General features: G+C 66.3%; 11 protein-coding genes. 6 read left to right on the top strand and 5 right to left on the bottom strand.

What is annotated here, in order from left to right; genetic code table 11:
• Positions 1-135: 135 nt before the first annotated feature.
• The 3 genes from AC07ZS_RS24710 to AC07ZS_RS24700 all read right to left on the bottom strand — a co-directional run bounded on the left by AC07ZS_RS24710 (position 136) and on the right by AC07ZS_RS24700 (position 3662).
• Complete coding sequence (locus AC07ZS_RS24710; RefSeq protein WP_494801174.1) at positions 136-1095, bottom strand: MBL fold metallo-hydrolase; 960 nt, start codon at positions 1093-1095, stop codon at positions 136-138.
• Between the two features lie 15 nt (positions 1096-1110).
• Complete coding sequence (locus AC07ZS_RS24705) at positions 1111-2811, bottom strand: AMP-binding protein (protein ID WP_494801173.1); 1701 nt, start codon at positions 2809-2811, stop codon at positions 1111-1113.
• Between the two features lie 110 nt (positions 2812-2921).
• Positions 2922-3662 carry an FFLEELY motif protein gene (locus AC07ZS_RS24700; protein ID WP_494801172.1) on the bottom strand — a complete coding sequence of 247 codons (741 nt, stop codon included), beginning with the start codon at positions 3660-3662 and terminating at the stop codon, positions 2922-2924.
• Positions 3663-3786: 124 nt separating this feature from the next.
• Here AC07ZS_RS24700 and AC07ZS_RS24695 point away from each other — a divergent pair, with 124 nt between their 5' ends.
• Positions 3787-4710, top strand: coding sequence for an alpha/beta fold hydrolase (locus AC07ZS_RS24695; protein ID WP_494801171.1), 924 nt, complete (start codon positions 3787-3789; stop codon positions 4708-4710).
• Here the strand turns inward: AC07ZS_RS24695 and phhA are convergent.
• Positions 4632-5486, bottom strand: a complete 855-nt coding sequence (gene phhA / locus AC07ZS_RS24690) for a phenylalanine 4-monooxygenase (protein WP_494801170.1) — start codon at positions 5484-5486, stop codon at positions 4632-4634. The genes AC07ZS_RS24695 and phhA overlap by 79 nt on opposite strands.
• Before the next feature lie 11 nt (positions 5487-5497).
• Complete coding sequence (gene hppD / locus AC07ZS_RS24685) at positions 5498-6619, bottom strand: 4-hydroxyphenylpyruvate dioxygenase (protein ID WP_494801169.1); 1122 nt, start codon at positions 6617-6619, stop codon at positions 5498-5500.
• A gap of 115 nt (positions 6620-6734) precedes the next feature.
• Between hppD and AC07ZS_RS24680 the strand changes: the two genes are divergently transcribed.
• From AC07ZS_RS24680 to glyQ, 5 genes are all read left to right on the top strand, one after another.
• Positions 6735-7208: an Lrp/AsnC family transcriptional regulator gene (locus tag AC07ZS_RS24680; RefSeq protein ID WP_494801168.1), complete on the top strand. Its 474-nt coding sequence runs from the start codon at positions 6735-6737 to the stop codon at positions 7206-7208.
• 88 nt (positions 7209-7296) lie between these two features.
• Positions 7297-8031 (top strand): GNAT family N-acetyltransferase, encoded by a 735-nt coding sequence (locus tag AC07ZS_RS24675; protein WP_494801167.1) that lies wholly within the window; start codon positions 7297-7299, stop codon positions 8029-8031.
• 90 nt (positions 8032-8121) lie between these two features.
• Positions 8122-8988, top strand: a complete 867-nt coding sequence (locus AC07ZS_RS24670) for a CorC family transporter (RefSeq protein WP_494801166.1) — start codon at positions 8122-8124, stop codon at positions 8986-8988.
• A 61-nt stretch (positions 8989-9049) separates the two neighbouring features.
• Positions 9050-10885, top strand: a complete 1836-nt coding sequence (lnt, locus tag AC07ZS_RS24665; protein ID WP_494801165.1) for an apolipoprotein N-acyltransferase — start codon at positions 9050-9052, stop codon at positions 10883-10885.
• Between the two features lie 104 nt (positions 10886-10989).
• A complete protein-coding gene (gene glyQ, locus AC07ZS_RS24660) occupies positions 10990-11895 on the top strand; it encodes a glycine--tRNA ligase subunit alpha (protein WP_297395311.1) in 906 nt (301 codons plus the stop codon).
• The last annotated feature ends 1 nt before the right edge of the window (position 11896 follow it).

The following is an 11896-nucleotide window of genomic DNA, read 5'->3' as shown; positions in this document are numbered from 1 at the left end:
TGTGAAAGTAGGTCATCGTCAGGCTCTTACAGCCCCCAAACCCCCTCGTGTCTTCGACACCTGGGGGTTTGGTCATTCTGGGTCCTGAATTTGCCGGGCCTCGCGGTGGCGATCATCAATCCATTGGCCGTGTCTTCATCGATTGACAACGGTTTCGCCGTTTCTGACCAAGGCCCCACTTCGCTCCAGGTCCGCCAGCAACTCCCCCAGCCATTCGCGCGTTTGCTCCCTGTCGACACGAACGGTTTCCGGCATGGTGTTGAAGAAGTAGGTGGTGGCCAGCACCCAGTCCAGCAAGGCATCTACCGAGACGGATTGCCATTCCAGCAGCTTGAACTTGATGAGCACTTTCAAGGCGTGACGTCTGTGCTTGTCGGGCTGGCTGACGAACTGCTCCAGACGGGTGCGCGCGCGGATGAGCGACCCAGACACATCCTTGAACACCCGCCCATGTCCCGGTAGAACGGTCGTGGGCGCGAGCGCTTCCATGAGGTCCAGGGTGTCCGCGACTTCGTCGAATGCCGAGATCCCTTCGAGTTCGGGAAAGATGATGCCGAAGCCGTTCTCCCACAGCGCATCGGCGGAGATGAGCAAACGATGCTCCGCTTGAAAGAGGACGATGGAGTGGGGATCGTGGCCTTTGGCGGCATGAATCTCCCAACTGAGTGAGCCCAGGCGGATGGATGTGCCAGGCGTCAGCAGCCCTTCGTGTCTGAACCGCGGGCAGGACTGCCCCGTGGGCTCAAAGGTCAGGGCCACCGGGTCCCAGTTCGTGACAGACGCAGCTTGCCCCGGGGGAATGAGGGTGCGCAGCGCGGGATAGACGTGCTGCAATTGGGCATTGCCACCGCAATGGTCGCTGTGAAGGTGCGTGTTGAGCAGCAGATCCAGCGGCGCTCCATCGAGGGCTGCCGTGACGAGTGCCACGGTCTGATCGGCATGCGTTGAATAGCCCGAATCCACTAGCGCCGTGGGACCATTCCCTCGAATGAGGATGTTGTTGGCCGACAGCCAGCCTCTTTCCAGGCAGGTCACACCCGCCTTCGCGAGTGTGGAATGGGTGTCGTCGATCGGTGGGGGCGTATGAAGGGGCATTCCGGAAAGGGCGGCTCAGTGCGCCGCCGGCGTGCGCAGGGCGCGTCGGAGTATTTTGCCCACGTTGCTCTTCGGCAGCTCGTCCCGGAACTCGATGAGCTTGGGTCGCTTGTAGCCGGTCAGGTTGTCCTGACAGTACCTGGCGACGTCTTCCTCGCGCAAGGTCGGGTCGGATCGCACCACGAACACCTTGACGGCCTCGCCTTGTTTGTCGTCCTCGATGCCGATGGCCGCGCATTCGAGCACGCCGGGGCACAGGGAGATGACGTTCTCCAGCTCGCTGGGGAACACGTTGAAACCCGAAACGAGGATCATGTCCTTCTTGCGGTCGACAATGCGGGTGAAACCCTGAGGATCCATGACGCCCACATCACCGGTTCGCATGAAGCCGTCAGGTGTGAAGGCGCGTGCGGTTTCCTCGGGCTGCTCGTAGTAGCCCGACATCACGTTGGGGCCCTTGATGCAGATCTCGCCAGTCTCCCCCAGGGGCAGGCTGCGCCCGTCCTCATCCTTGATCGCGATGTCGATACCCGGCAGGGGCAAGCCGATGGTGCCGCTGAACTGCTGGCTGGTCACCGGGTTGTTGGTTCCGATGGCGCAGGTCTCGCTCATGCCCCATCCTTCAATCATGGTGCAGCCGGTGACGGCCTTCCATTGCCGAGCGGTGCCTTCTGAAGCGGCCATGCCTCCGGCCTGCGAGAGCGCCAGGCTGGAAAAATCCAGCTGCCGGAACTGGGGGTTCTGCAAGAGAGCGTTGAACAAGGTGTTCACCGCGGGAAACACATGGAAGGCGCGCCGTTTGAGGGTGGCGACCAGTTGCGGGATGTCGCGCGGGTTGGGCACCAGCGTCATGTGCGCACCCCAGCGGATGGTCAGCAGGCTCAAGGTGAGCGCGAAGATGTGATACAGCGGAAGCGCCGCGATGCCATTGACCTGGCGCAGGTCGCCCACCTTGTTCAGCGCCGGCTTGAACCAGGCTTCGGCCTGGAGGATGGCGGCGATGATGTTGCGGTGGGTCAGCACCGCGCCCTTGGACAAGCCGGTGGTTCCACCCGTGTACTGCAGGAAGGCCACCGAATCCAGGGTGTCGTTGCCGGGCTTCAGGCGCATGCCGCTGCCTTCAGCGACGGCGTGTCGGAAGCTGACGATGGTGCGCTCGCCGAGCGGACCGTTTCGGGCCAGTTTGTAGGCCGGCACCATCTTGGCCAGGTGCCTCACGGCGAACGTGATCCAGCGCCCGTACCAGAACCCGAGCTGATCGCCGAGACTGGCGATGACCACGTGCTCGATCGAGGTCTGGTTGATCACCTGCTCGAGCGTGTGGGCGAAGTTCTCCAGAATCACGATCGCCTGGGCACCGGAGTCCTTGAGCTGGTGTTCCAGCTCCCGGGCGGTGTAGAGCGGGTTGACGTTCACCACGGTGTAGCCGGCGCGCACGATCGCGGCCATGGTGATCAGGAACTGCGGCACGTTGGGCAGCATCACGGCGACGCGCGCACCCGGAACCAGGCCCCGGCCTTGAAGCCAGGCCCCCATGGCAGCGCTCAACTCGTCCAGCTCGCCGTAACTCATCCACTGTTCCATGCAGACGCTGACGGGTTGGCGCGCGTGTTGCTTGAACGATTCCTCGAGCAGGGCGGTCAACGAGCGGTAATGTTCAGGCGTGACCTCGGATGCAACGCCTTCGGGGTATTGGGTGAGCCAGGGTCGGGTCATGGGGTTCGCGATGACAGAGGTGGAAGGACCATTCTGGCAAGCCGACACCCAGGTGGATACCGGGGCAGCCCTAAGGCGCTGTCGCCCAAAGCACAGGAGGTGCCCGCACCTCAATGCGCGGGTGCGCGCTCCAGTTCGGCGGACAGCGCAGCACTGCAGGCGGCCTCGCTGTCGTCGAACAGCGTGGCGATCCATCGCGACTCCCGTGCGCTGATGGTGTCGAGGAAGTTGGCCGCGTCGCCGAGGGAGGCGAAAGCGTCGAAGCCACTTTCCAGGAAATGCTGCAAGGCGTCGAGCCCCGCCGCGCGAGCGGGGTTGCGCATCATGCGCAACGCCAGCCGCAAGGGCTTCATGCGGGTGAGGCGCTGCAGCTCCCGTCCCATGTGCTGCACGACCGCCAGCTGGCGTGCGCGGGCCTCGCGGTCGCCGGTCAGTCGCCACGACCGCGTGTAACGCAGGGCCGGCGGGAGGTTGTGCAGGGTGAGCCAATGCACGGCCATTTGCTGGTCGAGCACCTCGGTCAAGGCATGGGCCTCGGCGAGGTCGACGGCGAGCTGGGCCACGGCCTCCGGGAACAGCCGTTCGAGTGCGCCCGCGATGCGCCCGAACTGCGCGTCGCGCCGGGCAAAGTCGTGCACGCCATAGAGCTCCTCCAGAAAAAATCGGGTGGCGGGCGCGTAGACGGGGTGCTGCAGGAAGTCGGCGTAGGTGGCCCGGAAGCGCCGGGCCTGCAGGTGCTTCACCTCTTGCACCGCCTGGTCGAGGCCTGCGGTGCGAGCTTGCTGGCGCAATCCGCTGACACGCTCCAGGTGCATGCGGATGCGGTCGGCGGCACTGGGGTTCTGGGTCATGGCGAGGTCCGGCAGAGGCGACACGCCAGTCTAATTCGGACGGGCTGCTCCGTGAGATAGTTCGACCATGCCCGCCTCCATCCCAACCCCCTCTCGGCCAACGCCCCGCTCAAGCCTGGCCCGTTTGCAGCAAGCACTGGTGCTGGGCACGGTGGCGCTGGTGCTGGCCTGGGTGGCCTTCTGGTGGAACAGGTCGCCGGCGGTGGCCTGGATGGGCGCGCTGGTTTCGCTGGGGGGTTATGCGCTGGTGCTCGGTCTGGAAGGGTGGGCGGCGGCCCGGGTGAACCGGGGCGATGCCGCGCCGGCGGCGGGCTGGCGGGGCACGGTGGGCGCCTGGTGGCAGGAGGTCCGTGTCGCCCCACAGGTGTTTGCATGGCGCCAGCCCTTTCGCTGGGCGAGCCTGCCCGATGACGCGGTTCCATCCGACGGCACTGTGCCGGCGGTGGTGTTCGTCCACGGTTTCGTGTGCAACCGAGGTTTGTGGTTGCCCTGGATGCAGCGCTTGCGCCGCCAGGGTGTGCCCTATGCGTCGGTCAACCTGGAGCCCGTCTTCGGTGACATCGACGACTACGTGCCGTTGTTGAGCGACGCGGTGCGGCGCGCCCAGGCCCTCACGGGCCGTCCTCCGGTGCTGGTGTGCCACAGCATGGGCGGGCTCGTCGCGCGCGCGTGGCGGGCGGCCGAGCCGGGGGTGCCGGTGCATAAGGTCATCACCATCGGCAGTCCGCATCGGGGGACGTGGCTGGGACGGTTCAGCCGCGTGGCCAACGGTCGGCAGATGCGGCAGGACGGCGACTGGCTGGCCGCCCTGTTCCGGCGCGAAGCCGAGATCCGGCCCAAGGACACCTATGCCGACTTCGTGTGCTGGTACTCGAACGCTGACAACATCGTGTTCCCCACCTCCACGGCCACCTTGCCCGGGGCCGACAACCGCCTGGTGCCCGGCGCGGCCCACGTGGCGCTGGCCTTTCACCCCAGGGTGATGGACGAGTCGCTGGCCGTCGTGGCGTCGGCGGGCAGGTCGCCGAGCGATCGCACGGCTTCGTAGAGCGGTGCGAAATCGGGCGCGGTCATCTCGAACAGCTGCGCGAAGCTGTCGATGACGAAGTACGTGGCCTGGTAGTCGTCGATCTTGTAGCGCGTGCGCATGCAGCGCAGCAGATCGAGCGCGACGCGCCGGGGTTGCGGGCTGGTGACGCTGTACCGAAGCTCGCCCGACGAACTCAGGATGCCCGCTCCGTAGGCGCGCAAGCCGTCGGGCTGGCGGATCAGGCCGAACTCGATCGTGTACCAGTACAGCCGCGAGAGCAGCTCGCCGGCGCCCAGGTCGTGCGCCTTCAGGCCGCCCGCCCCATAGCGCTGCACGTAATCGGCGAATACCGGGTTGAACAGCAGCGGCACGTGCCCGAACAGGTCGTGGAACACGTCGGGCTCGACGATGTAGTCGAACTCGGCCGGCGTGCGGATCCAGTCGGTCACCGGAAAGCGGCGGTTCGCGAGCAGGTCGAAGAATGGCCGCTCGGGAATCAGGCCGGGCACCGCCACGATTTCCCAGCCGGTCGCGGGCTTGAGCCGTTCGTTGATTTCCTCGAAGCGGGGAATGCGGTCCTTCACGCCCAGCGAGGGCAGAGCCTCGATGAAGGCATCGCAGGCCAGGCCCGGCAGCAGCGCGGTCTGGCGCTCGTAGAGGCGGTGGTAGGTGTCGTGGTCCGCCTCGGTGTACGAGGCCCAGTTCTGGGGACAGGTGTAGTCGCCCCGGGCGCGCGAGTAGTCGCCGCGCGGCGGGCGGTCGCTGGCGCCATAGACGACGGGTTCAACGGCCATCGCGGTAACCCTCAGGCCTTGAGAACGCCTCGGCGCACCTGGTCGAGCTCCATGGTCTCGAACAGGGCCTTGAAGTTGCCCTCGCCAAAGCCTTGGTTGCCCTTGCGCTGGATGAACTCGAAGAAGATCGGGCCGAGCTGGTTCTCGCTGAAGATCTGCAGCAGCAGCTCGCCGGGCGCGCCGTCCACCAGGATGTTGCGCTGTTTCAGGGCCTCAAGGTCCTCGCCGTGGTTCGGGATGCGCTTGGGCAGCAGCTCGTAGTAGGTCTCGCTGGTGTTGAGCAGCTTCACGCCGCTGAGTTCGAGCGCGTCCACCGTGTCGTACAGGTTGGTCGAGCCCATGGCGATGTGCTGGATGCCTTCGCCGTGGTAGCGGTCCAGGTACTCCTGGATCTGGCCCGACTTCTCGTTGCCTTCCTCGTTGATCGGGATGCGGATCTTGCCGCAGGGGCTGGTCATGGCCTTGCTCTTCACACCCGTCGCCTGGCCCTCGATGTCGAAGTAGCGCACCTCGCGGAAGTTGAACAGGCGCTCGTAGAAGCCAGCCCACTCTTCCATGCGACCACGGTGCACGTTGTGCGTGAGGTGGTCGATGTAGGTCAGGCCGTGGCCGACGGGGTTGAGCTCTGCGCCGGGCAGCGGCTCGAAGTCCACGTCGAAGAAACCGATGTTGCCGATGTCGCCGGTCTTGGCGCCGTTCTTGCCGCGCCACTTGTCGATGAAGTAGATGATCGAATCGCCGATGCCCTTGATGGCCGGGATGTTCAGCTCACCCGGACCGGCCGATTGCGCATAGCCCCAGGCGCCGAGCGAGATGGCGCGCTCGTAGGCGGCCTTGGCATCGGCCACGCGGAACGCGATGGCGCACACGCTCGGACCGTGCAGGCGCGCAAAGCGCTGCGCGAAACTGTCGGGCTCGGCGTTGATGATGAAGTTGATCTCGCCCTGGCGGTACAGCGTGACGGCCTTGTGGCGGTGCTTGGCGATTGCCTTGAAGCCCATGCGCTCGAACAGCGCACCCATGGCCACCGGGTCCGGGGCCGCGTATTCGATGAACTCGAACCCATCGGTGCCCATGGGGTTCTCCCAGGTGGTGGCGGCGGTCTGGGCGGCGGTGGGCAAGGGGGTGTTCATGGCAGTCTCCGTGGTGTGTGGCGATGGGCCACTGTATCGGCGCAGGGTGTCACGATTCCGGCGTTTTGGGGCGCACCACTCGTCTGAATTGCAGGAATCCTGCAGAATGGCGGACATGGAAGCACTCGATAAGCTTGATCGCCACATTCTGCGCAGCCTGCAGGCCGATGGCCGCGCCACCTACGACCAGATCGCGGAAGCGGTGGGCCTTTCGGCCAGCGCGGTGCTGCGGCGGGTGAAGCGGCTGGAAGAGGCGCACGTCATCGACCGCTACGTGGCGCTGGTGCGGCCCGAGGCGGTCGGGCTGGGGCTGACCGCCCACGTGAGCGTGCGGCTGGAGAAACACTCCGACAGCGCCAAGCGCAACCCCATGGACCTGTTTCGCGCCAGCGTGCTGTCGTGGCCGGAGGTGGTGGAATGCGCCGCGCTGACCGGTGACATGGACTTCCACCTGCGACTCGTGGTGGCCGACATGGCCGCCTACTCGCGTTTCATCATGGACACCCTGCTCAAGCACCCCAGCGTGCAGGACTGCAAGACCAGCTTCGTGATGGACCGCGTGAAAAGCACCACGGCTTTGCCGTTGTGAGATCGCTTTTGTCCCCGTCCGTCGGGTTCCCCTGGCTTTAGGGGTTTGCGTCCTTGTTGTTATAGGGATAACCCGTACATTCCTGCCCATGGTTGATCCCACCCGCTGGTTCAAATCGACGCCGCTTCAGGCCCAGGCCGGGGTGCGTGCGTCGTCGTCAGCCGGCAGCGGCCCCGAGAAGGGGGACAAGTCGAGCCCGGTGGTGGTGCCGATCCGGTCGATCGGTCCCGGTCAGATCGCGCGCATCGAGGCGCACTTGCTGGAACTCGATTCGCAAGACCGGTACCTGCGCTTCGGCTACGCGGCCAATGACGAGCAGATCCGCCGCTATGTGGCGCAGCTCAACTTCGACCGCGACGAGCTCTTTGGCATCTTCAACCGCCGGTTGGAGCTCATTGCCATGGCCCACCTGGCGTTTTCGCTGGACCCCAAGTACAACAGCTGCGCCGAGTTCGGCGTGTCGGTGAACAAGAGCGCGCGCGGCCGGGGCTACGGCGGCCGCCTGTTCGAGCGCGCCGTCATGCACGCTCGCAACGAGGGCGTGCACATGCTGTTCATCCACGCGCTGTCGGAAAACACGGCGATGCTCAAGATCGCGCGCCGCGCCGGCGCGGTGATCGAGCGCGACGGCTCCGAGTCGGAGGCCCATCTGCGGCTGCCGCCGGCGGACTTCGATTCGCGCGTGACGGAGATCGTCAACGAGCAGGTCGCCATCACCGACTACCACCTCAAGGCCCAGGCCAAGCAGTTCTGGGGCATTCTCTCGGTGCTGCAGGAGATCCGGCAGGGCGTGCGTGAAGCGCGCGAGCGGGTCCGGGGCTGAGACCGACCGGGCGCAGAGCCCGCGCGGCTTTGCGCGCCGACACCCGCTTGGGGTATCCTTCCGGGCTGTTACAACCTCCCCCAACCTTCAGTGGCCGACTCCCCCCCCAGTAGCGGGCCGCAGCGCAGCCTGCGGCATGCCGACAAACGTGGTTTTCTGCAAAAGCTTGCGGAGTTCATCCATCCCGGGCCGGACTCCAAGGACGAGCTGATCGAGACCCTCGCCGAGGCCGAAGACAACGACATCATCAACGCCGAGTCGCGCGTCATGCTGGAGGGCGTGATCCGCATCGCCGACATGACCGCCGGCGACGTCATGGTGGCCACCCCGCGCATGGATGTGCTGGACATCGATGCCCCCTTCGACGAGCTGTTGCATCTGGTCATCGACACCGCGCACTCGCGTTTCCCGGTGTTCGAGGGTGAGCGCGAGAACATCATCGGGATCCTGCTGGCCAAGGACCTGCTCAAGCTGCAGCGTGCGCCCGCGCTCAACATCCGGGCGCTGCTGCGCCCGGCCACCTTTGTGCCCGAGAGCAAGGGGCTCAACGACCTGCTGCGCGAGTTCCGCGGCAACCGCAACCACCTGGCCATCGTGATCGACGAATTCGGCCGCGTGGCCGGTCTCATCACCATCGAGGACGTGCTGGAAGAAATCGTCGGTGAGATCGAGGACGAGTTCGATGTGGCCGAAGACGACGGCGACATCTTTGCACTGGCCGATGGGACCTGGCGCGTGAGCGGCGACACGGCCATCGAGCGCATCAACGAATCTTTCGGTTTGAAGTTGTCCGAGGAAGACTTCGACACCATCGGTGGCATGATTGCCCATGCCATGGGCCACGTGCCCAAGCGGGGTGAAGTCCATGAACTCGACGGCCTGCGCTTCACCGTGCTGCACACCAAGGGCGGCGCCGTGAAATGGTTCAAGGTCATGCCCCAGCCGGGCGAGGCCTGAACCCACCTAACCCATGCGCAGCCTTTTCGGGTCACTCCACACGCCGTCGAGTTTCAACCCGATGAGCCGTCGCCCTCCCGGGCGCAGCGCACGCGGCAGCGGCTTCGCCTGGTTCCTCGTGTGCCTGCTGGGCGGTGCCCTGCAGGCGGCCTCCATCGCCTGGCCTTTGGCGGGCTGGAGCCTGCCGGGCACGGTGCAAGGCCAGCCCAACGGCTGGTGGCAGATCGCGTCGCTGGCGCTGCTCGTGCTGGCGCTGCAATACGCCACCCGGGTGGGCCAGGCGGTGTGGCGCGGCTGGGTGTTCTCCACCGTCTGGCTGGCGGGCACCTTCTGGTGGCTGTTCATCTCCTTGCACACCTACGGCGGCCTGCCCGCCTGGCTGGCGGTGCTCGCTGTGCTCGCACTGGCAGGGCTGTTGTCGATCTATTACGCGGTGGTGGTCGGTTTCCTGTGTGCCTGGGCACCGCTGTCGCGCACCGCGCAGGGGCTGATGTTCGCCTCGCTCTGGACGCTGGCGGAGCTCGCGCGCGGCCACTGGTTCACCGGCTTTCCCTGGGGTGCCGGCGGGTACGCGCAGGTGGACCTGATGGCACCCTGGGCGCCGCTGGTGGGTGTGTACGGCATGGGTTTCCTGGCGGCGCTGCTGGCCTATTCGGCGGCCTCCCTCATCTCCGGCGCCTGGCGGCGCTTCAGCGTCTGGATACAGTCCCCGGTCAGCCGTCCGGCGGGGCGGGCGGCGGGTGGTGTGCGGGTGGTGGCACCCGCGCCTCGGGTGCAGGCGCGGCTCGTGCCTGGCTTGGCCGATGGCTGGCCCGGGGTCTTGCGTTCGCTGGCCCTGTTCCTGCTGGTCGGCGCACTGCTGGTCAGTCTGCTCGGCGGCGGCTCGGCGTGGCGTGGCCTGGGGCACCGGGACACCGCCGGTTCGGGGGAACTGCGGGTGTGGCTGCTGCAAGGCAACATCGCGCAGGACCAGAAGTTCGAGCCCGGTACCGGTGTGGCCCAGGCCCTGAACTGGTACCCGACGCAGATCGCCGAAGCGGTCCATGCCGCGCGCAACTCGACCACCGGCCCGCAACTGGTCGTGGCGCCCGAGACCGCCATTCCCCTGTTGCCCGGCCAGCTCGGGCCCGACTTCTGGCAGCCCCTGCTCGGGCAACTGGCCGAGCAGCCCGCCGGCACCGGCGTCGGCGCGCTGGTGGGGCTGCCGCTGGGCAGTCTGGAGCAGGGTTACACCAATTCGGTCTGGGGACTCAACTCGGGGTCGGCCCATCGGCTGCAAAGCCTGGCCCGGCTGGACTCGCCTGACAACGGCCTCTACCGCTACGACAAGCACCACCTGGTGCCGTTCGGCGAGTTCATCCCGCCTCTGTTCCGCTGGTTCACCGACCTCATGAACATCCCGCTCGGTGACTTCAACCGGGGTGCGCTGGCGCAGCCGGCCTGGGCGCTGGCCGGGCAGCGTGTGGCACCCAACATCTGCTACGAAGACCTGTTCGGCGAAGAGCTCGCGGCCTCGTTCCGCGACCCCACGGCGGCACCGACCGTGCTGGTCAACCTCAGCAACATCGCCTGGTTCGGCGACAGCATCGCCATCGACCAGCACCTGCACATCTCGCGGTTGCGTGCGATCGAGCTGGGCCGGCCCATGCTTCGAGCCACCAACACCGGCGCCACGGCGGTCATTGACCACCAGGGCCAGGTCACCCACCAGCTGCAGCGGCTCACGCGCGGCCGGCTGGAAGCCTCGGTGCAGGGCCGCAGCGGCCTCACGCCCTATGCGCAGTGGACGGCGCGCTGGGGCCTGGCTCCCCTCTGGGTGGGCTGCGCGGTGCTGGCGTTGCTGATCGCCTCCACCCGCAACCTGGGGCGCCGAGGCGGGCGCACGCGCCGCCGCTGAGCGCACCCGTAAAATCGGGCACTTGGGGCATTCCAGGCGCGATGCCGCGCCACGCCCCCACCCAGACCATCCCTTGGCCGGGCTCCGTTCCCGGCTTCTTTTCCATGTTGACCTTCCAGCACATCATTCTGAAACTGCAGTCCTATTGGGACGCTCAGGGCTGCGCGCTGCTCCAGCCCTACGACATGGAGGTGGGTGCCGGCACCAGCCACACCGCCACCTTCCTGCGCGCGCTCGGCCCCGAGCCCTGGAAGGCCGCCTACGTGCAGCCCAGCCGCCGCCCCAAGGACGGCCGCTATGGCGAGAACCCCAACCGCCTGCAGCACTACTACCAGTACCAGGTGGTGCTCAAGCCCGCGCCGAGCAACATCCTCGAGCTCTACCTCGGCAGCCTGGAGGCCCTGGGCTTCGACCTCAAGAAGAACGACATCCGCTTCGTCGAGGACGACTGGGAAAACCCCACGCTGGGCGCCTGGGGCCTGGGCTGGGAGGTCTGGCTCAACGGCATGGAAGTCACGCAGTTCACCTACTTCCAGCAGGTGGGCGGCATTGATTGCAAGCCCATCACCGGCGAAATCACCTACGGCCTGGAGCGCCTGGCCATGTACCTGCAGGGCGTGGACAACGTCTACAACCTGAAGTGGACCGACACGCTGAGCTACGGCGACGTCTACCTGCAAAACGAGAAAGAGCAGTCGGCCTACAACTTCGAGCACAGCGACGCCGATTTCCTCTTCACCGCCTTCAACGCGCACGAGAAACAGGCCAAGCACTTGATGGAGCAACAGCTCGCGCTGCCCGCCTACGAACAGGTGCTGAAGTGCGCGCACAGCTTCAACCTGCTGGACGCGCGTGGGGCCATCAGCGTGACCGAACGCGCCGCCTACATCGGCCGCATCCGCAACCTGGCGCGCGCCGTGGCGCAGAGCTATTACGACAGCCGCGAGCGCCTGGGCTTCCCCATGGCGCCGCGCGAGTGGGTGGAACAGATGGTGAAGAAGGCCGCGTGAG

This window comes from Hydrogenophaga sp. GW456-12-10-14-TSB4 (assembly GCF_059424305.1).
This window is presented reverse-complemented; position numbering and strand designations above follow the sequence as displayed.

What these genes read in the sequence shown, in the direction of transcription:
- AC07ZS_RS24705 (WP_494801173.1), bottom strand. Translation starts at nt 2,811, where the DNA reads ATGACCCGACCCTGGCTCACCCAATACCCCGAAGGCGTTGCATCCGAG.
- lnt (WP_494801165.1), top strand. Translation starts at nt 9,050, where the DNA reads ATGAGCCGTCGCCCTCCCGGGCGCAGCGCACGCGGCAGCGGCTTCGCC.
- AC07ZS_RS24700 (WP_494801172.1), bottom strand. Translation starts at nt 3,662, where the DNA reads ATGACCCAGAACCCCAGTGCCGCCGACCGCATCCGCATGCACCTGGAG.
- AC07ZS_RS24710 (WP_494801174.1), bottom strand. Translation starts at nt 1,095, where the DNA reads ATGCCCCTTCATACGCCCCCACCGATCGACGACACCCATTCCACACTC.
- AC07ZS_RS24680 (WP_494801168.1), top strand. Translation starts at nt 6,735, where the DNA reads ATGGAAGCACTCGATAAGCTTGATCGCCACATTCTGCGCAGCCTGCAG.
- glyQ (WP_297395311.1), top strand. Translation starts at nt 10,990, where the DNA reads ATGTTGACCTTCCAGCACATCATTCTGAAACTGCAGTCCTATTGGGAC.
- AC07ZS_RS24675 (WP_494801167.1), top strand. Translation starts at nt 7,297, where the DNA reads ATGGTTGATCCCACCCGCTGGTTCAAATCGACGCCGCTTCAGGCCCAG.
- phhA (WP_494801170.1), bottom strand. Translation starts at nt 5,486, where the DNA reads ATGGCCGTTGAACCCGTCGTCTATGGCGCCAGCGACCGCCCGCCGCGC.
- hppD (WP_494801169.1), bottom strand. Translation starts at nt 6,619, where the DNA reads ATGAACACCCCCTTGCCCACCGCCGCCCAGACCGCCGCCACCACCTGG.